The 24,660-nt window shown below is 65.5% G+C and carries 24 protein-coding genes, 1 tRNA gene and 1 pseudogene; 12 read left to right on the forward strand and 14 right to left on the reverse strand.

Features of this window, described 5'->3' with window-relative positions; genetic code table 11:
- Positions 1 to 220 precede the first annotated feature (220 nt).
- The 4 genes from ACYQ1H_RS04675 (at position 221) to ACYQ1H_RS04690 (ending at position 5,083) form a co-directional block, all read left to right on the forward strand.
- Entirely contained in the window at positions 221 to 3,664 is a 3,444-nt protein-coding gene (locus tag ACYQ1H_RS04675; RefSeq protein WP_460026905.1) for an HAD-IC family P-type ATPase, read from the forward strand.
- Between the two features lie 88 nt (positions 3,665 to 3,752).
- Complete coding sequence (locus tag ACYQ1H_RS04680; protein WP_460026906.1) at positions 3,753 to 4,160, forward strand: DUF1924 domain-containing protein; 408 nt, start codon at positions 3,753 to 3,755, stop codon at positions 4,158 to 4,160.
- A 14-nt stretch (positions 4,161 to 4,174) separates the two neighbouring features.
- Complete coding sequence (locus ACYQ1H_RS04685; RefSeq protein WP_460026907.1) at positions 4,175 to 4,663, forward strand: diheme cytochrome c; 489 nt, start codon at positions 4,175 to 4,177, stop codon at positions 4,661 to 4,663.
- A gap of 222 nt (positions 4,664 to 4,885) precedes the next feature.
- A complete protein-coding gene (locus tag ACYQ1H_RS04690) occupies positions 4,886 to 5,083 on the forward strand; it encodes a cytochrome b/b6 domain-containing protein (protein WP_460026951.1) in 198 nt (65 codons plus the stop codon).
- Here the strand turns inward: ACYQ1H_RS04690 and ACYQ1H_RS04695 are convergent.
- The 14 genes and pseudogenes from ACYQ1H_RS04695 to map form a co-directional block, all read right to left on the reverse strand.
- Positions 5,032 to 5,331 (reverse strand): annotated as a pseudogene (locus ACYQ1H_RS04695) (tyrosine-type recombinase/integrase); the annotation flags it as partial. The gene ACYQ1H_RS04690 and the pseudogene ACYQ1H_RS04695 sit on opposite strands and share 52 nt — an antisense overlap.
- A 290-nt stretch (positions 5,332 to 5,621) precedes the next feature.
- Positions 5,622 to 5,698, reverse strand: a tRNA-Met gene (locus ACYQ1H_RS04700).
- Between the two features lie 92 nt (positions 5,699 to 5,790).
- Positions 5,791 to 6,312 (reverse strand): phosphatidylglycerophosphatase A family protein, encoded by a 522-nt coding sequence (locus ACYQ1H_RS04705; RefSeq protein ID WP_460026908.1) that lies wholly within the window; start codon positions 6,310 to 6,312, stop codon positions 5,791 to 5,793.
- Entirely contained in the window at positions 6,290 to 7,252 is a 963-nt protein-coding gene (gene thiL / locus ACYQ1H_RS04710) for a thiamine-phosphate kinase (protein ID WP_460026909.1), read from the reverse strand. The genes ACYQ1H_RS04705 and thiL overlap by 23 nt, the downstream gene beginning before the upstream one ends.
- Before the next feature lie 7 nt (positions 7,253 to 7,259).
- Positions 7,260 to 7,697 carry a transcription antitermination factor NusB gene (nusB, locus tag ACYQ1H_RS04715; RefSeq protein WP_460026910.1) on the reverse strand — a complete coding sequence of 146 codons (438 nt, stop codon included), beginning with the start codon at positions 7,695 to 7,697 and terminating at the stop codon, positions 7,260 to 7,262.
- Entirely contained in the window at positions 7,694 to 8,176 is a 483-nt protein-coding gene (gene ribH / locus ACYQ1H_RS04720; RefSeq protein ID WP_460026911.1) for a 6,7-dimethyl-8-ribityllumazine synthase, read from the reverse strand. The genes nusB and ribH overlap by 4 nt, the downstream gene beginning before the upstream one ends.
- Positions 8,173 to 8,508, reverse strand: coding sequence for a hypothetical protein (locus tag ACYQ1H_RS04725; RefSeq protein ID WP_460026912.1), 336 nt, complete (start codon positions 8,506 to 8,508; stop codon positions 8,173 to 8,175). Before ACYQ1H_RS04725 ends, ribH begins: the two co-directional genes overlap by 4 nt.
- A 19-nt stretch (positions 8,509 to 8,527) precedes the next feature.
- Positions 8,528 to 9,637 (reverse strand): bifunctional 3,4-dihydroxy-2-butanone-4-phosphate synthase/GTP cyclohydrolase II, encoded by a 1,110-nt coding sequence (gene ribBA / locus ACYQ1H_RS04730; RefSeq protein ID WP_460026913.1) that lies wholly within the window; start codon positions 9,635 to 9,637, stop codon positions 8,528 to 8,530.
- Positions 9,634 to 10,290 carry a riboflavin synthase gene (locus tag ACYQ1H_RS04735; protein WP_460026914.1) on the reverse strand — a complete coding sequence of 219 codons (657 nt, stop codon included), beginning with the start codon at positions 10,288 to 10,290 and terminating at the stop codon, positions 9,634 to 9,636. The genes ribBA and ACYQ1H_RS04735 overlap by 4 nt, the downstream gene beginning before the upstream one ends.
- A gap of 10 nt (positions 10,291 to 10,300) precedes the next feature.
- Positions 10,301 to 11,437 carry a bifunctional diaminohydroxyphosphoribosylaminopyrimidine deaminase/5-amino-6-(5-phosphoribosylamino)uracil reductase RibD gene (ribD, locus tag ACYQ1H_RS04740; RefSeq protein WP_460026915.1) on the reverse strand — a complete coding sequence of 379 codons (1,137 nt, stop codon included), beginning with the start codon at positions 11,435 to 11,437 and terminating at the stop codon, positions 10,301 to 10,303.
- 75 nt (positions 11,438 to 11,512) lie between these two features.
- Positions 11,513 to 12,019, reverse strand: a complete 507-nt coding sequence (gene nrdR / locus ACYQ1H_RS04745) for a transcriptional regulator NrdR (protein WP_460026916.1) — start codon at positions 12,017 to 12,019, stop codon at positions 11,513 to 11,515.
- Positions 12,020 to 12,053: 34 nt separating this feature from the next.
- Complete coding sequence (gene glyA / locus ACYQ1H_RS04750) at positions 12,054 to 13,310, reverse strand: serine hydroxymethyltransferase (RefSeq protein WP_460026917.1); 1,257 nt, start codon at positions 13,308 to 13,310, stop codon at positions 12,054 to 12,056.
- Between the two features lie 121 nt (positions 13,311 to 13,431).
- Positions 13,432 to 16,023, reverse strand: a complete 2,592-nt coding sequence (gene glnD, locus ACYQ1H_RS04755) for a [protein-PII] uridylyltransferase (protein WP_460026952.1) — start codon at positions 16,021 to 16,023, stop codon at positions 13,432 to 13,434.
- Positions 16,024 to 16,048: 25 nt separating this feature from the next.
- Entirely contained in the window at positions 16,049 to 16,849 is an 801-nt protein-coding gene (gene map / locus ACYQ1H_RS04760; protein WP_460026918.1) for a type I methionyl aminopeptidase, read from the reverse strand.
- Positions 16,850 to 17,051: 202 nt separating this feature from the next.
- Between map and rpsB the strand changes: the two genes are divergently transcribed.
- From rpsB to rseP, 8 genes are all read left to right on the forward strand, one after another.
- Complete coding sequence (gene rpsB / locus ACYQ1H_RS04765) at positions 17,052 to 17,816, forward strand: 30S ribosomal protein S2 (RefSeq protein WP_460026919.1); 765 nt, start codon at positions 17,052 to 17,054, stop codon at positions 17,814 to 17,816.
- A 147-nt stretch (positions 17,817 to 17,963) separates the two neighbouring features.
- Entirely contained in the window at positions 17,964 to 18,851 is an 888-nt protein-coding gene (gene tsf, locus ACYQ1H_RS04770; protein WP_460026920.1) for a translation elongation factor Ts, read from the forward strand.
- A 74-nt stretch (positions 18,852 to 18,925) separates the two neighbouring features.
- Positions 18,926 to 19,654, forward strand: coding sequence for a UMP kinase (gene pyrH, locus ACYQ1H_RS04775; RefSeq protein ID WP_460026921.1), 729 nt, complete (start codon positions 18,926 to 18,928; stop codon positions 19,652 to 19,654).
- The gene (frr, locus tag ACYQ1H_RS04780) at positions 19,651 to 20,208 is read left to right on the forward strand and encodes a ribosome recycling factor (RefSeq protein ID WP_460026922.1); all 558 of its coding nucleotides are present in this window, start codon (positions 19,651 to 19,653) and stop codon (positions 20,206 to 20,208) included. The genes pyrH and frr overlap by 4 nt, the downstream gene beginning before the upstream one ends.
- 102 nt (positions 20,209 to 20,310) lie before the next feature.
- The gene (gene uppS / locus ACYQ1H_RS04785) at positions 20,311 to 21,093 is read left to right on the forward strand and encodes a polyprenyl diphosphate synthase (protein ID WP_460026923.1); all 783 of its coding nucleotides are present in this window, start codon (positions 20,311 to 20,313) and stop codon (positions 21,091 to 21,093) included.
- A 20-nt stretch (positions 21,094 to 21,113) separates the two neighbouring features.
- On the forward strand, positions 21,114 to 22,097 hold the full coding sequence (locus tag ACYQ1H_RS04790; RefSeq protein WP_460026924.1) for a phosphatidate cytidylyltransferase: 984 nt from the start codon (positions 21,114 to 21,116) through the stop codon (positions 22,095 to 22,097).
- A complete protein-coding gene (gene ispC, locus ACYQ1H_RS04795; protein WP_460026925.1) occupies positions 22,094 to 23,269 on the forward strand; it encodes a 1-deoxy-D-xylulose-5-phosphate reductoisomerase in 1,176 nt (391 codons plus the stop codon). Before ACYQ1H_RS04790 ends, ispC begins: the two co-directional genes overlap by 4 nt.
- A 21-nt stretch (positions 23,270 to 23,290) precedes the next feature.
- On the forward strand, positions 23,291 to 24,655 hold the full coding sequence (gene rseP / locus ACYQ1H_RS04800) for an RIP metalloprotease RseP (RefSeq protein ID WP_460026926.1): 1,365 nt from the start codon (positions 23,291 to 23,293) through the stop codon (positions 24,653 to 24,655).
- Positions 24,656 to 24,660 lie beyond the last annotated feature (5 nt).

Genomic DNA, 24,660 nt, shown 5'->3' on the forward strand with positions numbered 1-24,660 from the left:
TCTATTCACACGCTCCTGAAATCAGCGCATCATGCGCATCCCGATCGCCCACTCAATAATTACTACAAGCGGTCGGAGGAAATGTGCTGCGGAGAATCAAGCAGTGGTGAGAACCTCATCGAATCGCCATTCCAATCGAATACATCCACCCAAGTTGCAGGGTAAGAACACCAAATCTTTAACTCGGGTCCCGCTGCGGCTTACCTGAGGCAATCGATCAATGCGTCGAGATATCCCCCGCGCCCGCTGGCAAGCCTTGTCGCCAGAGGCTACCTGCCTGACCAGTCTGCAGGTCCACCAGCAACGTGCCCGCTTTGGCCGGAACGACATCATCGAGGTGGTCGCCAACCCCTGGATGGCCGTGGCTCGGGATACGCTCAAGGATCCCATGATAGGTTTCCTGGTCGTGACCGGCGCGGTCTATGGGCTGCTGGGCAGCTACACCGAGTCGCTCACCCTCCTGGTGGCCATCCTGCCGCTCATCGGCATGGATGCCTTTCTGCATCGGCGAACGCAGGCTTCCACCGAAGGCTTGAGTCGGCAACTGGCCGACACGGCTGTGGTCATGCGCGACGGCCGGCTCTGCGCCATTCCAGCTGCCGAGCTGGTTCCGGGGGACCGGGTGCGCATCAAGGCCGGCGAGTCCTTTCCCGCCGACGGCCGCATCGTCGAGGGGCTGGATATCCAGGTCGATGAATCCTCCCTTACCGGTGAGTCTCTGCCGGTCGCCAAGCGTCATGACGCGATGCCCCTCGTCAGTTCCGATGATCGAGCCGACTCCATCTGGCTTGAGGGCGACCAATGGGGATTCGCCGGAACCCGCCTGCTGACCGGCACGGCCGACATGCAGGTGATTTTCACGGGCAGGGAAACCCTCTACGGCCAGATCGTGCAGGCCGCCAGCGCGCGGACGGTCGAGCAGACACCGCTGCAAGTCGCCATCGGCAGCCTGGTGAAGTTCCTGATGGTGGCCGCTGCCATTCTCTGCCTGATGCTGGCCGCGGTGAGACTCCGGCAGGGGCATGACTGGCTCGACGCGCTGGTCAGCGCAGCCACCCTGGCCGTGGCGGCGCTGCCGGAAGAGTTCCCGGTGGTCTTCTCCGTGTTTCTGGGCGTGGGCGTGTATCGGCTGGCCCGCAGCAAGGCCCTGGTGAGACGCGGCGTCTCCGTGGAAAACATAGGCCGGGTGACCTGTGTCTGCTCGGACAAGACCGGCACGATCACCGAAGGCTGCTTGCGGCTTGAACACCTGCTGCCCGCCAGTAACGTGACCGAGGAGGATCTGCTCGAATTCGCCGCACTGGCTTCGCGGGCTGAATCCGGTGATCCCGTGGATCAGGCCATCATCGAGCGCCAGGGCTCATCCCGCGAGGGTGTCGTGGCGAATTACCCCTACACTGAGGGCCGCCGGCGGGAGACGACCGTCATCAGGACCCCTGAGGGTCTGCGTGCGGTCAGCAAGGGCGCTCCGGAAGCCTTGCTGGAGATTTCCGGTCTTGATCCGACCGAGCGCGAATTCTGGCTGGAACAGGTGCGCCGGTTCGCGGCTCAAGGACACAAGGTCCTGGCTTGCGTTCACTGGCATCTCGACGCCGACTGGGTCGGCGGGGAACCCGATCGCAACGCGGTCTTCGCGGGCTTGCTGGCCTGCGAGGATCGCATTCGGCATGGCGTTCGCGAGGCCGTGCGGGAATGCCTTGACGCCGGGATTCGCGTCATCATGCTGACCGGCGACCATCCGGCCACCGCCGCCAGCGTCGCGCGGGACATCGGCCTGATCGACAGTTCGACCGATGGGGTCATTCTCGGCGAGAATCTGGAGGATGCCGGAACCCTGCGCGACCTGGCCGATATTCGCGTCGTGGCCAGGGCGCTCCCGGCCCAGAAGCTCGATCTCGTCAGGGCCTTGCGGAACGCCGGCGAGATCGTGGCCGTCACCGGGGATGGCGTCAACGATGTTCCCGCCCTGCAAGCGGCGGACATCGGCATCGCCATGGGCGAGCGAGGCACCCGCAGCGCGCGTGAAATCGCTTCGATCGTTCTGTTGAACGACAATTTCAGCACCATCGTTCGCGCCATCGCCGAGGGCAGGCAATTGTTTCTCAACCTGCAGCTCAGCTTTCTGTACATCCTGATGCTGCACATCCCGCTGGTGGTCACCGCCGCTTTCGTGCCCCTGGCCGGATACCCGATTCTTTACCTGCCGATCCATATCGTCTGGTACGAGATGATCATCCATCCCACTGCCTTGCTGGCCTTCCAGGCGCCCGCCGGTCTGGGTCCGCTTCGAGCCCTGGAAAAACGCGAGGCCGCGCGATTCTTCTCGCGCGGCGATTGGCTGCTGATCGGCGCCGTCGGCGCCTTGCTGACGCTGCTGTTGCTCTGGACCTTCGATCGCAGCCTCTACCCCGATGAAAATCTGCCCCATGCCCGGGCCATGGCGATGGTGGTCCTGACCTGTGCCAGCGCTTCAGCAACCGCCGTTCTGTCCCGCTTGCGGACGGTCGCCGCCGGTATGATCGTGCTGCTGACCTTGGCGTCCTCGCTGCTGTTGGTGCAGGTTGACCCGTTGTCCCGGGCCCTCGACATGGAACCCCTGCACTGGGACGACTGGCTGATTGCCATGGCAGGCGGCATGCTGTGCGTGTCGGTTCCCGTTGGCATCATGCAGGTCGTGGGCCGACTCAAGGATGCCGCCCGAAAACGAGGGAGGGAACTGGGTCAGGTCAATCTCGCCGCCTCCAAGGAGGTCGAAGCACCCATCATGACCCCGGCGCCCGGGCTGATGCGCTACGCGGTCTGGTCGGTGATCACGGCATTGGTCACCATTGCCTTGAAGGCTGGCGCCTACCTCATGACCGGATCGGTGGCCTTACTGTCGGATGCCGCCGAATCGCTGGTCAATCTGGTGGCGGCCTGTTTCGCTCTGTTCACCCTCAAGGTGGCCTCACAGCCGGCGGATCGCAAGCATCCCTTCGGTCACGGCACGGCCGAATATTTTTCCAGCGGCTTCGAGGGCGCGATGATCCTGCTGGCGGCCGCCGGCATCATCTATTCCGCGGTCGAGCGACTCTTTGATCCCCATCCGCTCACCTCGCTGGATTGGGGCATGGGCGTGGCGATCGTGGCATCCGCGCTCAATCTGCTGATGGCCCGAGCCCTGCTGAGGGCCGGTCGGCAACACCGTTCCATCATTCTGGAAGCGGATGGCCATCACTTGATGACCGATGTCTGGACGACCGTCGCGATCCTGCTGGGGCTTGGCGGTGTCGCCCTGACCGACTGGCTGTGGCTCGATTCGGCCATTGCCATCCTGGCCGCGCTCAATATTGTCTTCGCGGGGATCCGGCTGATCTCGCGGTCGCTCTCCGGCCTGATGGGCAGCGCCCTGCCGGAGGAGGATCGGCAAATCATCGAGGACATTCTCAAGCCCTATCGACAGCGCGGCTATGATTTCCATGATCTTCGCGCTCGAATCGCCGGCAGCCATCGCTTTGTCACGTTCCACGTTCTGGTGCCCGGCGACATGACCATCCAGGATGCCCATCAACTGCTGGACGAGATCGAGGCGGCCATTGCCCGGAAGTTGCCCAATCTCCTGATCGTTACCCATGTAGAGCCACTCGATGACCCGGCATCCTTCCGGCATGAAATGATCGACTGAGCTTCGTCGCGACAATCACCGTTGTCCATAATGTTGGCTTAATCTTCACCGTTCATGCTTGCTCTCACCATTCCCACGGAGGAGCATGATGATCAAGCAATCCCTGCCAGTTCTCTGCGTTCTGGCGATATCCCTGCCGTCCCTGGCGGAAGAGCCCCGGGATTTTCTCGACCGCTACCGTCTTGAAGCCCGCCAGGCTGATCCCGCCTTCACCGGATTCGATGGCCAGTGGGGACACCAATTTTTTGTGACGCCGTACGGCCAGGATTGGAGTTGCTCCAGTTGTCATACCGACAATCCGGCGGCCACCGGGACCCATGCGGTCACGCGGAAAAGCATTCAGCCCCTGGCGCCGGCGGCCAATCCCGGGCGTTTTCGCAATGTGGCCAAGGTCGAGAAATGGTTCAAGCGCAATTGCCTGGATGTACTCAAGCGGGCATGCACCCCCGAGGAAAAGGGCGATGTGCTGACCTATTTGCTGAGCGTTGGCAAGTGAGCGGGAGACACCGCATGAAACGGAAAACCAACTATCCGATGCTCGGCCTGATGGGATTGATGATCGGAGCGAGCGCAAGCTGTGTTCAGGCCAGCGGTGGCGGTGAATCGAAAAGGAGTCCGCCCGATCCGGTGTATCTGCAGGAGTGCGGGAGTTGTCACGCGCCGTATCCGGCCCGTCTGTTGTCGGAGGACTCCTGGAAAGCCCTCATGCGGGGGCTCGACCAGCACTTCGGCACGGATGTCAGCCTGGATCAGCCGGCGACGGCGAAAGCCATCGAGGATTATCTGGTTGGCCATGCCCGTCACAAACCGACGCGGGACGACGGCGGAAGACCGCTGTTGCGGGTGACGGAGACACCCTGGTTTCGTCACGAGCACGATGAGGTGCCGGATGCCATCTGGAAATCGAAGTCGGTCGGAACCCCCGGCAACTGCGGCGCTTGCCATGATGGCGCCGAGCAGGGGAAATTTTCCGAACACAAGGTGCGCATGCCGCGGTGAGGTCAACCCGATGAAAAAGATATCCATTCTGGTCTGGGATTTGCTTACCCGAATCTTCCACTGGACGCTGGCCGGGAGTTTTCTGCTGGCCTATCTGAGCGGGGGGAGCGAGTGATGGGCCAAGGTCCACGTCGTGGCGGGTTACACCCTGGTGGGGCTGATCCTGTTTCGCCTGGTCTGGGAATCGTCACCGGTATCAGCGGTTGGCTGACCTTCGAGTACATGGGCGGCGACTGGCTGGAGGAAATTCATGAAGCTGCCGCCTCGCTCATGTTGGCCATCGTGGCCTTGCACATAGTCGGGGTGATCGTGACCAGCCGGTTGAGCGGGCAGAAGCTGATCCGGGCCATGGTGAGCGGCAGGATCATGGGCGCGGTGATCTCGGTGATCGGCTTGCCGCCGATGTATGGCATGACGTGATTGTCCAGCCGCTCTTTCACTCGTTTGGCATGGGCTGGTGCCCAGGTCGGAGCATGGCGGCTGTGCCATTCGTCAGCGATGGCCCGGAAGGAATTTTCACGCGCCTCCCTGGTCGCCTTGCGCTGGTCGCTGGGGTCTATGCCTTGCGCAAGCATGGCACGATACTGATCGCGCGTCACCCGCGCCTGACTGAGGGCCACTTCCGGGTAGGTGCCGAGACTTAACAGTTTTTCCTTGCCATTGATGCGATACCGGAAGCGCTACCACTTCGCGCCAGTTGGCTGGATCAGGATGAACAAGCCTTTGCCGTCAGCCTTCTTGATTGGCTTGGGTCCGGGCTTGGCAAGCCGGACGGCGGTGTCTGTCAAGGCCATATGCGGGTAACTCTATAGTGGGTAGGTGAGTTACCCGCGATGTTACCCGCATCAGGGCGTGGCTGCCCGCGAATGTCAGCGGAAGCGAATGGAGGCAAAAGGCAATAAAAAACCGGCAGTTAGCCGGTTTTCTGTGCGTTTACGGAAGCTCGTAAACCATAAGGTGGTAGCGGGGGCAGGATTTGAACCTACGACCTTCGGGTTATGAGCCCGACGAGCTACCAGACTGCTCCACCCCGCGAAAGAAACGCAATTATAGCCGAACCTTTCCCGCGTTCGCAAGCGCGGATTTCTTCACGGTCCCGACATCAGGATGGCGGGATGCCCCACTTATCAGGCCAGGTAGGGCCGGACAGTCCACAGGCTGACGGCGGCGAGGATGCCGGCCAGGACATCGTCGAGCATGATACCCAGGCCGCCATGCAGCGAGCGGTCCAGTTTGCGGATGGGCCAGGGTTTCAGGATGTCGAACAGGCGGAAAAGCAGGAAGCCTGCCGCCAGGGTTCGCCAGTCCAAGGGAGTACCGGTCATGGTGATGAGATAACCGACGATCTCATCCCAGACAATGCCGGAATGGTCGCTGACGCCCAGGCGATCTTCGGTGTGCTGGCAGATCCGGATGCCAGCGATGAACAGCAGACCGGCGATGGCGAGGTAGGCGGGCCAATCCAGCGGGGACAGCAGGGCATAGAGCGGCAGGGCGGCCAGCGTGCCCAGGGTGCCGGGCGCCTTGGGCGAAAGCCCCGTGCCGAAGCCGAGGCCGAGCAGGCAGAGGGGATCGGTCAGGAGATGCCGGGCGGGAAAAGGGATCGCTCCCCGCTTGGCCGGTCTGTCAGGGGGAGAGGAAGTGGTCATAACCCTTCTTCTGCAAGGTGAGGGGCGCTCCATGCCTGAATATCCTCAGTCCGGGCTGCTCCTCGACCTCGCCGATGCAGCCGCCGGCCAGCTCGAGCCGTCGCAGCAGTTCGTCAGCCTCGCGGCGGCGTGCCCTGGGGATCGTGAAGCAGAGTTCGTAGTCGTCCCCGGCCATCAGGGGAAGTGCCGCGTCCCCGCCGGACGCGATATGCCGCCTGACCCTGTCGCTCAGGGGGACCTGCTCATAAAGCAGACGGGCTCCGACCCGGCTGGCGGTCAGCAGGTGTCCCAGATCGGCGGCGAGACCATCGGAAACATCGATGCAGGCGCTGGCCAGTCCGCGCAGCGCCCTGCCCAGGGCACAGCGGGGTTGCGGCGTTTCCAGCGCGGCGACGGTGGGCGGGTCCAGCGGCAGCACCGTACCCTGCTGCATCGCAAGCCCCAGCCCGGCACTGCCCAGCGGACCGCTGACATAGATCAGGTCGCCGGGGCGGGCTCCCGAGCGTCCGAGCGCCTGCCCCGGCGGCACCAGGCCGATGGCCTGGACGGTGATGGACAGGGGACCGCGCGTCGTGTCGCCGCCCACCAGGTCGACGCCGTGTGCCCGGGCCAGGTCGCGGAAACCGCCGGAGAAGCGCCGCAGCCAGTCCTCGTCGGCGGCCGGCAGGGTCAGGGCCAGCAGGCACCAGGCGGGCTCCGCGCCCATGGCCGCCAGATCGCTGAGATTCACGGCCAGGACCTTGTGGCCGAGCGTGGCCGGATCGACGCCGGGCAGGAAATGCACGCCCGCCAGCAGGGTATCGGTGGTGACCGCCAGTTCCAGGCCTGCGGGCGGGCGCAGCAGTGCGGCGTCGTCGCCGATGCCCAGCGCGGTATCGCCCCGGCCGGGACGGGTATCGGCGAAATAGCGGCGGATCAGCTCGAACTCGCCCAGGGCCATGCCGCTGTCAGCGTGTCTTGCGGGCGGCCGTCTCCACGGCGCGCAGCTTGTGGGCGAGCCGGTCGAGCAGGCCATTGACGAACCTGTGGCTCTGGCTGGCGCCGAATTCCTTGGCCAGGTTGATGCCTTCGTTGACGACGACGCGGTAGGGAATTTCCGGGTGTCTCAACAGCTCGTAGGTGCTGATGCGCAGCACCGCGCGCTCTACCGGGTCGATCTGCTCGATCGGCCGGCTGGTGAATTCGGCCAGGGCGGCATCGATTTCGTCCAGCGACCTGGGCACGTTGTGCAGCAGATCCTGGAAGTAGGGCCGTTCCGCCGTCGTCAGGCCATGCTCCTCGACGAACTGCCGTTCGATCTCCGACAGGTTGTCGCCGGTCAGCTGCCATTGGTAGAGGGCCTGGACGGCACTGCGGCGGGCGAGACTTTTCGGGCTGCTGCTCATCCGGCGTCGATTTCCCGCAGCAGGTTGACCATCTCGATGGCGGACAGCGCGGCTTCCGCCCCTTTGTTGCCGGCCTTGGTGCCGGCGCGCTCGATGGCCTGCTCGATGGTGTCCACGGTCAGCACCCCGAAGGCAACGGGGATCTCGTGCTTGAGGGAGATGCTGCTGATACCCTTCACGCATTCGCCGGCCACGTAGTCGAAATGCGGGGTCGCGCCGCGGATGACGGCGCCCAGCGCGATGATGGCGTCGTAACGGCCGGTCGCGGCGGCCTTCTGCACGGCCAGCGGCAGCTCATAGGCGCCCGGAACCCGGATCAGGTGAATGTCGTCGCGCTGGGCGCCGTGCCGGACCAGCGCATCGGTGGCGCCAGCCGTCAGCGCATCGACGATGAAGCTGTTGAAGCGGGCGGCGACCAGGCAGAAATGGGCCCCTTGCACCAGCATCTGGCCCTCGTAGGTCTTGAGTATGCTTGTCATGTTGCTTGTCTCTCTGAAGTGGGTGGGATGGCGGTTCCCGCGGCCAGGTCGGACAGCCCCGCCGCAAGGCGGCCGAGGTGGGGGACGACCCAGGGATTCTGGTCGACCCAGGTGGCGCCCAGATAGTCGCCGAGGCTCCGCCATCCGCTCGGCCAGGCGGCGCGGCCGGCCCGTAGCCCGGCCAGCAGGCGCCGGGTTTGCTGCAGCGCCTGTTCCGTGAGCAGAACGGCTGGATGGCCCAGCTCTTCCTGCCGCTGTCGCTCCAGTGCGGCGATCAGTTTGCTCAGCTGCCGGGACAGGCCGGCGATGTCGTCCGTGGTGTGGTTGATCATGGCGTCGGCCCCGGGCGGCTCAGGGGCTGACCAGCTCGACGACCTCCAGCCCGTATCCCGACAGCCCCAGGTACTTCTTCGGCGAACTGCCGAGCACGCGCAGCTTGCGGATGCCGAGATCGGCCAGGATCTGCGCGCCGGTGCCGGTGGTTCGCCAGTCTTCCTGCGAGATCGCCGGGGTGGCCAATTCTACCCCGTGGTCCTCCATCTGGTACTGGTGGATGCGTTCCACCAGGGATTTGTCGTCCTCTTCCCGGCGGATCACCACCAGCGCGCCGCGGCCCTCGTCGGCAATGCGCTGCATGGCCGTGCGCAGGGGCAGCGAGGTGCCCTCGCGCTTGCCGCTGAGTAGATCGCTGAGCAGGTTGCGTCCGTGCACACGCACCAGCACCGGCTCGTCGCCGGCGATCCGGCCCATGGTCAGCGCCAGATGCAGCCGTCGGTCGACCTGATCCTGGTAGGCGATCATGCGGAACTGGCCGTAGTCGGTCGGGAAATCGCATTCACAGATGCGCTCGACGGTCTTTTCGTTCTGGATACGGTACTGGATCAGGTCGGTGATGGTGCCGATCCTGAGGCCGTGCTCGGTGGCAAATGCCTCCAGATCGGCGCGGCGTGCCATGGAGCCGTCTTCGTTGAGTATCTCGACGATCACCGCCGCCGGTTCCAGTCCGGCAAGCCGGGCCAGATCGCAGCCGGCCTCGGTGTGGCCGGCGCGGTTGAGCACGCCGCCGGGCTGGGCCATCAGCGGAAACACATGGCCGGGCTGGACCAGGTCGTCGGGCTTGGCGGACGGCGCCACGGCGCATTGGATGGTACGCGCCCGGTCGGCCGCCGAGATGCCGGTGGTGACGCCGGTCGCGGCTTCGATGGATACGGTGAAATTGGTGGAGTGGGGGGTCCGGTTCTCGTTCACCATCAGGGGCAGCCGCAGCTGCTGGCAACGCTCCCGGGTCAGGGTCAGGCAGATGAGCCCGCGGCCATAGCGGGCCATGAAGTTGATGTCCTCGGGCCGGGTATGCATGGCCGCCAGCACCAGATCCCCCTCGTTCTCGCGATCCTCGTCGTCCAGCAGGACGACCATCTTGCCGAGCCGGATGTCCTCGATCAGTTCCGCGGTGCTGTTCATGACAGGAAGCCTGTGTGCTTGAGGAGTTCCAGGGATACGCCGCCAGCCGGTTCCGCCGCTGCGTCGCCCTGCAGCAGGCGTTCCAGGTAGCGGGCCAGGAGATCGACCTCCAGGTTGACCGCGTCGCCGGGTTGCAGCTTGCCGAAGGTGGTTTCGGCCAGCGTGTGCGGCACGATGTTGACGCCAAAGCGCGCACCCTGCACGGCATTGACGGTCAGGCTGACGCCATCGATGCAGATGGAGCCCTTTTCGGCGATGTAGCGGGCCAGCGCCGCCGGGGCCTCGAGTTCGAAACGCCAGGAGCGGCCGTCGTCGCGCCTGTTCAGCACCCGGCCGATGCCGTCGACATGGCCGCTGACCAGATGGCCGCCGAGGCGCATGGTTGGCAGCAGGGCCAGTTCGAGGTTGACCGGCGAGCCGGCGCGGGCCTGGCCGAGCGTGGTGCGCGACAGCGTCTCGCGCGAGACATCGGCGCAGAAAGCCTGCGGGCCGAGGCCGACGGCCGTCAGGCAGACGCCATTCACGGCGATGCTGTCGCCGAGCCGGACCTCGTCCATCGGCAGCTTGCCGGTGGCGATGCATAGGCGGCAATCGCCGCCACGAGAGTCGATCTGGGTCAGGGTCCCGATGGCCTGGATGATGCCGGTGAACATGGCGCGTTGCCTATGGATGGATCGGTGATGGGGGGCCCTGCCGGGACGGGGCGCGGAGGGTCAGCCGCAGGTCCTGCCCCAGCTGGTGTGTCGCGTGCAGTTCCAGCGCCGGCCGGTCCGCCATCCGGCTCAGCCCCGGCAGGTGGAACAGGCCGCGCGCTGCGTCGCCCAGCACCACCGGCGCCAGGTACACGATCCATTCGTCGACCCAGCCTGCCTGCAGCAGCGCGCCGTTGAGCGTGGGACCGGCCTCGAACAGGACCTCGTTGAACTCCTGTTCCGCGAGCCAGGCGAGCACTGCCTCCAGCACCAGCCGGCCGTGGGCGTCGCCGGGTAGGGTGACGATCTCGCAGCCCGGCCAGTTCTCGCGTTGCAGCCTGGTCTGCACGGTGAGGATGACCGTCCGGCCCGGCGCGTCGATCAGGCGTGCGCCCGGCGGTATCCTGAGGCGCGAATCGAGGATGACGCGCACGGGCTGGTGAACGGCGGTGCCGCTGGTTTCCAGCCGGGCGGTCAGCTGCGGATCGTCGGCCAGGACCGTGCCTGTGCCGGTCACGATCGCCGAGCTGCGCGCTCGCAGGCGGTGGACATCGCGGCGGGCTTGCGCGCCGGTGATCCAGCGGCTTTCGCCGGAGGCCATGGCGGTGCGGCCATCCAGGCTCATGGCCAGCTTGCTGCGGACCAGGGGCTTGCCCCGTCGCATGCGCTGGCAGAAGCCCGGGTTGAGCGCCTCCGCCTCCGGACGCAGCAGGTCGCAGGCGGTCTGGATGCCGGCTTCGCGCAATTGCCGCAGGCCCGAGCCGGCCACCTTCGGATTCGGGTCTTCCATCGCCGCAACCACCCGGCGGACGTTGGCCTGGATCAGCGCCTGACTGCAGGGCGGCGTCTTGCCATGATGGCTGCAGGGCTCGAGACTCACGTAGACATCGGCGCCGGCAGCCGCGCTGCCGGCGGCGCGCAGGGCGATGACCTCGGCATGCGGTTCGCCGGCGCGCTGGTGCCAGCCCTCGCCGACGATGCGGCCCTCCCTGACGATGACGCAGCCCACCCGCGGGTTGGGGTCGGTAGTGTACAGGCCGCGGCGCGCCAGCTCGATGGCGCGCGCCATGTAGGCGGCATCCTCGCGGGTCGGGGGCGGGCCAGCCATCAGGGGCAGTCGCGTGTTGGTGCCGGCGGTTGGCTCGCCGCCGCCTTACGGCGGGAGCTGGGGCCCGTTCCCGGTTCAGGCGCGGGTGCCGCCACGGAAAACGTCGGCCTGCCCGCTATCATCAGGCTTGGGTTCGTGTTCGAGGTGGTCAATGACTTCGCGGAATTCGTTGATGCCTTCAAAGCTGCGATAGACCGAGGCGAACCGGACATAGGCAACATGATCGAGCCGGGCCAGTTCCGCCATGACGTTTTCCCCGATCAGGCGGGAAGGGATTTCGCGCTCGCCGCAGGCCAGCAGTTTCTTCTTGATGCGCGTGATGGCCGCCTCGATCTGGTCGCTGCCCACCGGGCGTTTCTCCAGGGCGCGCAGCATGCCTGCCCGCAGCTTGTCCTCCCGGAAGGGCTCGCGACTACCATTGGTCTTGATCACGCGGGGCAGGCTCAGCTCCGCGGATTCGAAGGTGGTGAAGCGCTCGCGGCATTCCGTGCACTCGCGCCGCCGGCGCACCTGATCGCCTTCCTGGGACAGCCGGGAGTCGATGACGCGGGTGTCCTGGGCGCCGCAGAAAGGGCATCTCATGGTCGGGCCCTGGCCCCTTGGTCCGACTTGCGCCTCAGTCGGCGTACACCGGGTAGCGGCGGCACAGCTGGCTGACCTGGTCGCGAACCCGGTCGATCACGGCGTCGTTGTCGAGATCGTCGAGGATGTCGCAGATCCAGTCGGCCAGGGTGATGCACTCGCTTTCGGTGAAGCCGCGCGTGGTGACCGCCGGCGTGCCGATGCGGATGCCGCTGGTGACGAACGGCGATTGCGGATCATTGGGCACGGCGTTCTTGTTGACGGTGATGTGGGCCCGGCCAAGCGCCGCGTCGGCGGCCTTGCCGGTAATGCCGCGGGCGATCAGATCCACCAACATCAGATGATTGTCGGTTCCGCCGGAGACGATGCTGAGGCCGCGCTCGAGGAACCTGTGCGCCATGGCGCGGGCATTGGCGAGCACCTGCTGCTGGTAGGTGTGGAATTCCGGCTGCATGGCTTCCTTCAGGGCCACGGCCTTGGCGGCGATGACATGCATCAGGGGGCCGCCCTGGATGCCCGGGAAGACCAGCGAATTCAGCTTCCGCTCGATTTCCTCGTTGGCCCTGGCGAGGATCAGTCCGCCGCGCGGGCCGCGCAGGGTCTTGTGGGTGGTGGTCGTGGTCACGTCGGCGATGCCGACCGGGCTCGGGTAGACGCCCGCCGCCACCAGGCCGGCGACATGCGCCATGTCGACCAGCAGGTAGGCGCCGGCCTCGTCGGCGATGTCGCGGAAGCGTTGCCAGTCGACCACCCGGCTGTAGGCCGAGAAACCGGCTACGATCATGCGCGGACGATGCTCGCGGGCCAGCGCCTCGACCTGGTCATAGTCGATCAGGCCGGTTTCGGTATCGAGTCCATACTGTATGGCGTGGTAGATCTTGCCGGAGAAATTGACCTTGGCGCCGTGGGTCAGGTGGCCGCCGTGGGCGAGGCTCATGCCGAGGATGGTGTCGCCGGGATTCAGCAGCGCCATGTAGGCGGCGGCATTGGCCTGCGAGCCGGAGTGCGGCTGCACATTGGCATAGTCCGCGCCGAACAGCCGGCGGGCGCGTTCGATGGCCAGCGACTCGACGATGTCGACGAATTCGCAGCCGCCGTAATAGCGCTTGCCGGGATAGCCCTCGGCATACTTGTTGGTCAGCGCGCTGCCCTGGGCTTGCAGCACGCGCGGGCTGGCGTAATTTTCCGAGGCGATCAGCTCGATGTGATCTTCCTGGCGCCGTTCCTCGTCGCGGATGGCAGACCAGAGCTCATCGTCGAAACCAGCGATTTCCATGCCTTTGCTGAACATGAAGGGAACCCTTGTGTGGCAGAAGTGAGGCCGGCCGGTCGGCGGGGCCCGGGCGCGGTCGATCGCGCTTTATAGCAGAATCATGCCGTATTGACACGAAATGCACCGTTTGCCGGCACGGTCAGGAGGCGCCGACCAGGCCGATGATGGTGTCCTTGAGCGCCTGCCGGTGGGCCGGGTCGCTGATCGGCAGGTTGTCCTGGCCGGTCAGGTAGAAAATGTCCTCGGCCCGGCTGCCGATGGTGGAAATCCGCGCGTTGAAAAGCCGCAGTCCACAGAGCGAGAAGGCCCGGCCGACCTTGGACAGGAGACCCGGCCGGTCGGTGGCGATCAACTCCAGGATGGTATGGCGCTGCTGCGGGTCCTCGTGGAAGTAGACCTGGGTCGGCACGTTGAAATGGCGGATCTGGCGCGATTCGCGTCGCTGGACCTTGAACGGGGCCTGCACGGCACCGCACAGGCACTCCTTCAGCCTGACGCAGATCTGGACCTGGCGCATGGGATCGCGAATCGGCTCGCCGGTTTGCTCCAGCACGTGGTAGCTGTGCAGCACATGGCCGTCCTGTCCGGTGATGATGCGGGCATCGAAGACCGTCAGGTTGAGCTGGTCGAGCACGGCCGTGGTGTGGGCGAACAGGAAGTCCTGCCGCTGTGCGCGGATGAAGATCTCGGCGCTGCCGCGCTGGCTGACCGGTCGCAGCAGGATCAGTGGCAGTTCGTCGGGGCGGGCGGCGCTGAGGGCGATGGTGTGCCAGGCTGCTTCCTCGGCGTGGTAGCGCAGGAAATATTCGTCGGTCAGCTGCGCCGCCCAGACCCGGTCGATGGCGTCGTCGTCCAGGCCCAGCCGGGTCAGCAGGGCGTGGCTTTCGGCCTTGACGTCGGCGATCTTCTCCGCCTGCTGCCAGGGCTTGGCGAGCCCGCGCCGGAACAGCCAGCGGGTCTGCAGGTAGAGTTCCCGCAGCAGCGCGTCCTTCCAGGAATTCCAGAGGTTGGGATTGGTGGCGCGGATGTCGGCGCAGGTGAGGAGATAGAGGTGATCCAGCGCGCTCTGGTCGCCGACGGCGGTGGCGAAGGACTGGATGACTTCCGGATCGTTGATGTCCTTGCGCTGGGCGGTCAGCGACATCAGCAGATGGTTCTGCACCAGCCAGCAGACCAGCCCGGTTTCGCGCTGGCTCAGGCTGTGTCGCTGGCAGAAATCGCGGGCGATGGTTGCGCCCACGGTGGAGTGATCGCCGCCGCTGCCCTTGGCGATGTCGTGCATCAGGGCGGCGACATAGAGCAGTTCCGGCCGGTCGATCAGCTCGAAGACCTCGTTGCACAGCGGGTGGTCGGGGCGGTGTTCCTCCAGCGCGAAGCGCCGCAGGTTGCGGACCACGAACAGGGTGTGCTCGTCGACCGTGTAGACATGGAAGAGGTCGTACTGCATGCGCCCGACGACCCGGGCGAAGGCCGGCAGATAGGCCGCCAGCACGCCATAGCGGTTCATGCGCCGCAGCTGGTGGGTGACGCCGATCGGCTGGCGCAGGATGGTCATGAACAGCCGGCAGGCTTCCGTCTCGCTGCGGAACCGGTCGTCGATCAGGTACAGGTGCTGCCGGATCAGGCGGATGGTGGAGGCGCGGATGCCCTTGAGTTCGGGGCGGGTCTGGAGCAGCAGGAAGATCTGGAACAGCGCCAGCGGCTGCTCGCGGAACACGTCCGGGTGGCGGACCTCGACGTAGCGATTGACTGCCTGGAACTGCTCGTCGATGGGCTCGATCCGCAGGTCCCGGCCCTGGCCCAGGGCAACCTCCTGGAACAGCTGCATCAGCAGCTCGTTCAGGCGTTCCAGCCCCATCACCGTGCGGTAGTAGAGCTGCATGAACTGCTCGACCGCCTGGTTGATGTTCTGGTCCTGGACCCCGAACTGGCGGGCGAGATCCTTCTGGTATTCGAACAGCAGCCGGTCCTCGCAGCGGTCGGTCATCGCATGCAGCGCGAACCGGATTTCCCAGAGGAAGTCCCGCGCCCGCAGCAGCTCTGCCTGTTCCGCCTCGGTCAGCCAGCCTTCCTGCACCAGGTTGAGCGAGCGGGTGTTGTAGTGACGCTTGATGATCCAGTGGATGTTCTGGATGTCGCGCAGGCCGCCGGGGCCTTCCTTGATGTTGGGTTCGAGGTTGTAGGCGGTATCGTGGTACTTGGCGTAGCGGGCCGCCTGTTCCGCCTGCTTGGCCTCGAAGAATGCCGGCGAGGGCCACAGCTGGTTCGGGGCCAGGCGTTCCCACAGCCGGTCGAACAGGGACGCCGAGCCGAGGATCAGCCGGCATTCGAGCAGATTGGTCATCACCGTCTGGTCGGCCCGCGCCTGCTCGATGCAGTCCTCCAGTGTGCGCACGCTCTGCGCCAGCTTGAGGCCGATGTCCCAGAGAAAGCTCAGGAAGCCGGAGACGCGGGCATTCAGTTCGGGGTGGGCGGCGTCGGTGTCGTCGAGCAGCACCAGGATGTCGATGTCCGAGTGCGGGTGCAGTTCCTGCCGGCCGTAGCCGCCGACCGCGATCAGGGCCAGCCGCTCGCTGTGCTCGGCGAGGAACTGCCGCCAGGCGAGGGCGAGGATTTCGTCGATGAAGTCCGAACGCTGGCGGATGAGCAGGGCGGCAGCGGTGCCGGCGCGAAAGCTCTCGGTCAGCTGGGTCCGGTTGGCCCTGAGACAGTCGCTGAAAACCTGGTGCAGGTCGGAGGGGTGGTGGCCGCCCTGCTCAAGCCAGTTCCTTAAGATGTCCGTTTTCAAGGGCGTGTGCTTCCTCTTGGCGCAGGGTCAGGATTTCGTGGCCGGTTTCCGTGACCAGGATCGTGTGTTCCCACTGGGCCGACAGGCTGTGATCCTTGGTGACCGCGGTCCAGCCATCGGGCAGGATTTTGACGTGGCGCTTGCCGAGATTGATCATCGGTTCGATCGTGAAGATCATCCCGGCCTGCAGGATCGGACCATCATCCGGCCGGCCATAGTGCAGGACCTGCGGGTCCTCGTGGAATTCCCGGCCGATGCCGTGTCCGCAGAACTCCTGTACCACCGAGTAGCCGTGCGACTCGGCATGGCGCTGGATGGCGTGGCCGATGCTGCCGAGCCGCACGCCCGGCCTGACCTCGTGTATGCCGAGATAGAGGCACTCCTGGCAGACCCGCGCCAGCCGGCTGGCGCGGATCGGTACCTCGCCGACCAGGAACATCTGGCTGGTGTCGCCGTGGTAGCCGTCCTTGATGACGGTGATGTCGACATTGATGATGTCGCCGCTTTTCAGCTTCTTCGGGCCCGGGATGCCATGGCACACCGTATGGTTGACGGAGGTGCAGATGGACTTGGGGAAGCCCTTGTAGTTGAGGGGCGCCGGGATGGCCTGCTGGACGTCGACGATGTGGTCGTGGCAGATGCGGTCCAGTTCGTCGGTGGTGACGCCCGGGATGACGTAGGGGGCGATCATGTCCAGGACCTCCGCGGCGAGACGCCCGGCGACGCGCATTTTCTCGATTTCGTCCGGCGTCTTGATGCTGATGCTCATGGCGGGATAGGGTGGCGCTGGCGGGCCCGGCGGCGGTCCGCGGATTGTTGAGGCAAGCGGTTCATGGTATAAAGGCCTGCTTTTTTTGGCAACCACACACACATATCGTCACGTCCGGCAGGGTGCCGCCCCGTCCGCGCGGGCTGGTCGCCGGTCGGGATATGTGGAGGCTCAACCCTGAACGTTCCTTAGGAGATTATCGATGTCGAACGTCACGATGCGTCAGATGCTCGAGGCCGGTGTCCATTTCGGCCACCAGACGCGTTACTGGAATCCCAAGATGGCCCCGTTCATCTTCGGTGCCCGCAGCAATATCCACATCATCAACCTTGAGAAGACCCTGCCGCTGTTCAAGCAGGCCATGGCGTACCTGGAGCAGGTTTCCGCCAAGCGCGGCAAGATCCTCTTCGTTGGCACCAAGCGCACCACCCGCACCGTGGTGCAGGAAGAGGCGCTGCGCTGCGGCATGCCCTACGTCAACCATCGCTGGCTGGGCGGCATGCTGACCAACTTCAAGACCATCAAGCAGTCGGTGGCGCGCATGAAGGAGCTCGAGGCCATGCGCGACGATGGCCGCCTGCAGCGGTTCAGCAAGAAGGAAGCGCTGGGGATGATGCGCGAGCTCGACAAGCTGGTGAACAGCATGGGCGGTATCCGTGACATGGATCGGCTGCCCGACGTGCTGTTCGTGCTGGATGTCGGCTACGAGCACAACGCCATCAGCGAGGCGCACAAGCTGGGCATTCCGGTGGTCGGCGTGGTCGACACCAACAACAACCCGACCGGCATCGACTACATCATCCCCGGTAATGATGACTCCATCCGCGCCGTGCAGCTGTATGTGCAGGGCGCTGCGACCGCCATCCTGCAGGGCAGGGCCAACAGCCTGACCGCCAGCGTCGCCGAAGGCGAGGATGAGTTCGTCGAGATGGATGCCGTTCCCGCTGCCGCCGGCGCGGACGCCTGATCACGGGGCCCCGCCGGACTGGCCCTCGCCGGGCGGTCCGGGCCCGGGTGCTCAAGGATAACGCCCCCGAGTCCGGGGGCGTTTTGTTAGGCAGGGAAGCCCCGACTGGATTACCCACGTTAGCTTTAGAAGATAGAGGATTGGTCAATGTCGAATATTACGGCTGGTATGGTGAAGGAACTGCGCGAACGCACCGGTTCCGGCATGATGGAGTGCAAGAAGGCCCTGACGGAAACCAATGGCGATCTGGAAGCGGCAGTCGAACTGATGCGCAAGGCCGGTCTCGCCAAGGCCGACAAGAAGTCCGGGCGCACCGCCGCCGAGGGTTGCATCTGCTGCAAGGCCAGCGCCGACGGCAAGCGCGCCGCGATCGTCGAGATCAACAGCGAAACCGACTTCGTGGCCAAGGGCGATGATTTCGTCGAATTCGCCAACCTGGTGGCGCAGACCGCGCTGGACTCCGGCGCCGATACGGTCGAGGCACTGCTGGAGGCCCGCATTCCGGGCAACGGCGCCACCGTCGAGGAAACCCGCCGGGCCATGGTGGCCAAGATCGGCGAGAACATCGCCGTGCGCCGTTTCGAGCGTCTGGAAGCCCCGGCCGGCCTGGTGGCCAGCTATCTGCACGGCAGCCGCATCGGTGTCCTGGTCGCCCTGGACGGCGGCGACGCCGAGCTCGGCAAGGACATTGCGATGCACGTGGCCGCCAGCAAGCCGGCCTGCGTCGATGAAAGCGGCGTCGACCCCGATGTCGTCGAGAAGGAAAGGGTCATCTTCAGCGCCCAGGCCGAGGCCAGCGGCAAGCCGGCCAATGTCATCGAGAAAATGATCGAGGGCCGCATCAAGAAATTCCTGGGCGAGATCACGCTGGTCGGCCAGCCCTTCGTCAAGGATCCGGACCAGACTGTCGGCAAGCTGCTGGCGGACAAGGGTGCCAAGGTCGCGCACTTCGTCCGTCTGGAAGTCGGCGAGGGCATCGAGAAGGTCGAGAGCAATTTCGCCGAAGAGGTCATGGCGCAGGTCCGGGCGTCCTGATCTCCCAGTGCCGTCCGGGTGCCGGCAAGGGTGCCCGGACGGGTGGTTTCATCCCCCATCGCAGCGGCTTACCGATGAGTACACCCCGATATACGCGCATCCTGCTGAAACTCAGTGGCGAAGCCCTGATGGGCGAGCAAGCCGGCGGCATCGACCCCGGTGTCATTCGCCGTCTGGCGCAGGAAGTGGCCGATCTCTGCGATGCCGGCGTCCAGGTCGGCCTGGTCATCGGCGGCGGCAACTTCATTCGTGGCGCCCAGACCGCGGGTGAGGGGCTGGAGCGGACCACCGGCGATTACATGGGCATGCTGGCCACGGTCCTCAATGCGCTGGCCATGCAGGACGCCCTCGAGCACCGTGGCCGTCCCGTGCGGGTGATGTCGGCGCTCAAGATCAACCAGGTGTGCGAGGACTACATTCGCCGCCGTGCCGTGCGGCACCTAGAAAAGGGCCGCGTGGTGATCTTCGCGGCCGGGACGGGCAATCCCTTCTTCACCACCGATACCGCTGCCAGCCTGCGGGCCATCGAAATCAACGCCGAGCTGCTGATCAAGGCCACCAAGGTCGATGGCGTCTACAGCGCAGACCCGATGAAGGACCCGGGCGCCACGCTCTACAAGCGGCTCACCTACGACGAGGCGCTCGACCAGCGCCTGAACGTGATGGATGCCTCCGCACTGGTGCTCTGCCGCGACCACGACATGCCCCTCAGGGTCATGAATGTATTCGAATCCGGAGCCGTCATGCGCCTGGTGCAGGGCGAGGACGTCGGCTCCCTGATAGTAACGGGTAAACCAGCATGATTGACGATCTCCACAAACGTACCGCCGAGCGCATGGGCAAGAGCATCGACTCGCTCAGGCACGAACTAGCCAAGATTCGCACCGGCCGCGCCCATCCCAGCCTGCTCGATCACGTCACCGTGTCCTATTACGGCAACGAGGTGCCTCTCAGCCAGACGGCCAACATCACGGTCGAGGATGCCCGTACCCTGGCGGTGGCGCCCTGGGAACGCAACATGGTGCAGGCGATCGAGAAGGCCATCATGACCTCCGACCTGGGGCTCAACCCGTCCACCGCCGGCACCGTGATCCGGGTGCCGATGCCGCCGCTGACCGAGGAGCGTCGCCGCGACCTCATCAAGGTCGTGCGGCATGAGGCCGAGAACGCCCGCGTCGCCATCCGCAATATCCGCCGCGATGCCAACAACGATCTCAAGAATGCGCTCAAGGACAAGCTGATCTCCGAGGACGAGGAGCGGCGCAGCCAGGAGCAGGTCCAGAAACTGACCGACCAATACGTGAAGGAGGTCGATGTCGTGCTGGCGGAGAAGGAAAAGGACCTGATGGCGATCTGAGGCCTTCCGAGGGCTGTTTCCCCCGTCTTTCCACGGCGCCGGCCAGGCGGCCCGACCCGGTGGTTGGGCCCGGATGGCTGGCCGACCCACCCGGTAGTGTCCATGTCCGTTCCCCCGGTCTCGCCCGATTCCCGCCTGCCCCGGCATGTCGCCATCATCATGGATGGGAATGGGCGCTGGGCCAAGCAGCGTTATCTGCCGCGGCCCGCCGGCCATCGCGCCGGGGTGACCTCCGTGCGCCGGACCGTCGAGCAGTGCATCGCCAAGGGGATCGAGGTGCTGACCCTGTTTGCTTTCAGCAGCGAGAACTGGCGGCGTCCGCCGCAGGAGGTCTCGCTGCTGATGGAGCTTTTCATCGCCAGCCTGGAGCGGGAAACCCGCAAGCTGCACGAGAATGGCGTGCGCCTGCGCGTCATCGGCGAGCGCACCGCCTTCGCGCCCAGGCTCCAGGACAAGATTGCCGAGGCCGAGGCCATGACCGCCGCCAATCGCGGCCTGCATCTGGTCATTGCCGCCAACTATGGCGGCCGCTGGGACATCGCGCAGGCCAGCCGGCAGCTGGCCATCGAGGTGGCCGAGGGTCGCCTGCGGCCCGACGAGATCACTTCGGAGCGGCTGGCGTCACGCCTGGTGCTGGCCGACCTGCCGGAGCCGGACCTGTTCATCCGTACCGGCGGCGAGCAGCGCATCAGCAATTTCCTGCTCTGGCAGCTGGCCTATACCGAGCTGTATTTCACCCCGCGCCTCTGGCCCGACTTCGACGAGACGGCCTTCGGCGAGGCGCTGGCGAGTTTTGCCAGCCGCCAGCGGCGCTTCGGTTACACCGGCGACCAGATCGAGCAGATCACCCAGCGCCAAGTCCCGCCCGATCCGACCCAAACCTGAACGTTTCCCGGAAGAACCTCATGCTCAAGAACCGCGTACTTACCGCTTCGCTATTGGCGCCGTTCATCATCGCGGCGATCCTGTTCCTGCCGCCGGACGGTTTCGCCGGACTGTGGGGTGCCATCATCCTGCTGGGTGCCTGGGAGTGGGGCGGGCTGTCCGGCCTGCCGCAGGACGGGCGCATCGGTTTCACTCTCGGTATCCTGCTGGTGCTGCTGGTGGCCCGCTTCTTCGCCATCTACTGGGCGCCGGGCGAGTTGCCGATCTGGTTCTATGCGCCGGTGCTCGTCTGGTGGCTCGGCTGGGGCATTGCCTTCCGGAAGATGCCGGAGAAGCTGGTCAAGCTGCGCTATCCGGTGCCGGCGCGGCTGGCCGGCGGCGCGCTGGTGCTGATTTCCGGCTGGGTACTGATGGTGTGGCTGCGGCTGAATTTTTCCGAATACCAGGTGCTCTACCTGGTGCTGCTGATCTGGCTGGCCGACATCGCCGCCTATTTCGTCGGCAAGCGCTGGGGCTTCGCGAAACTGGTGCAGGCGGTCAGCCCCGGTAAGACCATCGAGGGCGTGTATGGCGCGCTGTTCGCCGCCGTGGTGCTGGCGGTTCCGGTGGGCCTGCTGGTCGGGCTTGAAACCATGACGCTGGTGGATTTCGTCTTCCTGTCGCTGCTGACGGTGGCCTTCTCGGTCTGCGGCGATCTGTTCGAGAGCCTGGCCAAACGCGTCCGCGGGGTCAAGGACAGCAGCGGCATCCTGCCGGGGCATGGCGGCGTCCTGGACCGCATCGACAGCCTGCTGTCGGCCGCAGCTATCTTCTATGCCGGCTCCCTGCTGATTCCCGTGTTCCTGCTGCCGGGACCGATGCTGGAGCCGGAGATCATCATGCAGATGGACGAGGCGCCGGCACTGGAGGCGCCGCCGGCCGACCATCACTACGATGGTCCGATGGAAGTGCCGCCGGAACTGGAACCCGACGCCCGGCACGACGATGCGGAGACCCGGCTATGAAGGGGATCTGCGTACTGGGTTCGACCGGATCGATTGGTGTCAGCACGCTGGATGTGGCCGGCCGGCATCCCGACCGCTATCGCGTGGTCGCGCTGACCGCCAACCACAACATCGACCGGCTGTTCGAGCAGTGCCAGCGTTTCCGCCCCCCCTATGCCGTCATGATCGACGAGCCGCCGGCGGCCGAGCTGCGCCGGCGGCTCCGGGACGCCGGTATCGAGACCGAGGTTCTGAGCGGCGTGCGCGCGCTGGAGGCGGTCTGCGTGCTGCCCGAGGTGGACTCGGTGATGGCCGCCATCGTCGGCGCGGCCGGCCTGCTGCCCACGCTGGCCGCGGCCAGGGCCGGCAAGACCGTGCTGCTGGCCAACAAGGAAGCGCTGGTGATGTCCGGTCCGCTGTTCATGTCCGCCGTGCGCGAATCCGGGGCGGACCTCCTGCCGATCGACAGCGAGCACAATGCCATCTTCCAGTGCATGCCGGCCAACTATCATGCCGGCCGGACCGCCCCCGAGGTGCGTCGTATCCTGCTCACTGCGTCGGGTGGCCCGTTCCTGCGCAAGGGCCTGGGCGAACTGCACGATGTCACGCCGGCCGAGGCCGTGGCCCATCCGAACTGGGTGATGGGGCGCAAGATATCGGTGGACTCGGCCACCATGATGAACAAGGGGCTGGAACTCATCGAGGCCTGTCTGCTGTTCAATGCGCCGCCGGAGCTGGTGCAGGTGGTGATCCACCCGCAGAGCGTGATCCACTCCATGGTCGACTATGTCGACGGTACCGTGCTGGCGCAGATGGGCAATCCCGACATGCGGATTCCGATCGCCCATGCCATGGCTTGGCCCGAGCGGTTCGATTCCGGCGCCGAACCGCTGGACCTGTTCGCGGTCAAACGGCTTGATTTCGAGGCGCCCGACTTCCAGCGCTTCCCCTGTCTGCAGCGGGCCTATGACGCCGTACGGGCAGGTGGCACCATGCCGGCGATACTCAACGCGGCCAACGAGCTGGCAGTGGCATCGTTTCTCGATGGCGGCATCCGCTTCACCGATATCCCCGATGTGATCAGTCACTGCATGATGTCGGTGCCGGTCGGGCGGGCGGACAGTATCGAAACGGTGCTGGAGGCCGACCGTTCGGCGCGCGAGACGGCCGGGGCGTATATTCGGAAGCTCTGACGCCACCCACAGGCCAATGTCATGTCATCGCTACCCCACACGCTGTTCTTCTTCGTCGTCGCGCTGGTCATCCTGATTGCCGTGCACGAGTTTGGCCATTACTGGATGGCCAGAAAGCTCGGCGTCAAGGTTCTGCGCTTCTCGCTGGGCTTCGGCCGCATCATCTGGCGCTGGCAGAAGACGCCGCAGGACACCGAGTTCACCCTCTCGGCGCTGCCCCTGGGCGGCTATGTGAAGATGGTTGATGAGCGGGAGGGCGAGGTGGCGAGCGCCGACCTGCCGTACGCCTTCAACCGGCAGCCGGTCGCGCGCCGTGCCGCTATCGTGCTGGCGGGGCCCGTGTTCAATTTCCTGCTGGCGATCCTGGTCTACTGGCTGGCCTTCCTGTGGGGTGAGACCGGAACGCGGCCGGTGGTCGGCGAACTCAAGTCCGGCACCCTGGCCGAGCGTGCCGGCTTCCGTGAAGGCGACGAAATCGTCGTCATCGGCGATGAGGGCACGCCGACCTGGAGCCTCGCCATCAGCCGGATTCTGGAACTGGCGCTGGACGAGGAGCCGATTCCCGTCACCGTGACCGAGGCCGACGGCTCCACCCGCCATCTGACGCTGGTGATTCCCCATGAGGATGTGCAGAAGCCGGAGGTGCTCTATCGCCGGCTCGGCCTGCGGCCCTGGGAACCGGTGCTGGAGCCCGTGGTCGAGCGTGTCGAGCCCGGCGGCGCCGCGGAACGGGCCGGTCTCATGGCGGCCGATCGCATCGTCAGCGCCGACGGCCTGGCCATCAGGAACTGGAAGCAGTGGGTCGACTTCGTGCGCGACCGACCCGATCAGGCCATCCAGACCGTGATCGAGCGCGACGGGGCGCGCCTTGGCCTCGTCATCACGCCGGCCATCGCCGAGGCGGACGGACAGCGGATCGGCCGCATTGGCGCCGCCGTGCAGGTGCCGCCGAAGCTGATCGAGGCGATGACGGTCGAGTATCGTCTCGGCGTCTGGCCGGCCTTGGTCGCGGCCACCCGCAAGACCGCCGATATTTCCCTGGCCACCCTCAGGATGGCTGGTCGCATGCTGGTCGGCAAGGCCGCCGTGGAGAACCTCAGCGGCCCCATCAGCATCGCCCAGTATGCCGGCCAGTCCGCCAGCCTCGGCTTCGGCCAGTTCATGAAGTTTCTCGCCCTGGTCAGCATCAGCCTGGGTGTCCTGAACCTGCTGCCGATTCCTGTGCTGGACGGTGGGCATCTGTTCTTCTATCTGGTCGAGGCGATCAAGGGCAGTCCCCTGTCGGATCAGGCCCAGATGGCGTTCCAGCAGGTCGGCATGTTTATCCTTCTGTGCCTGATGGCGCTGGGGTTCTACCTCGACATCGGGCGCGTTTTCGCCTCCTAATCCCC

The sequence above is a fragment of the Methyloparacoccus murrellii genome (assembly GCF_054657115.1).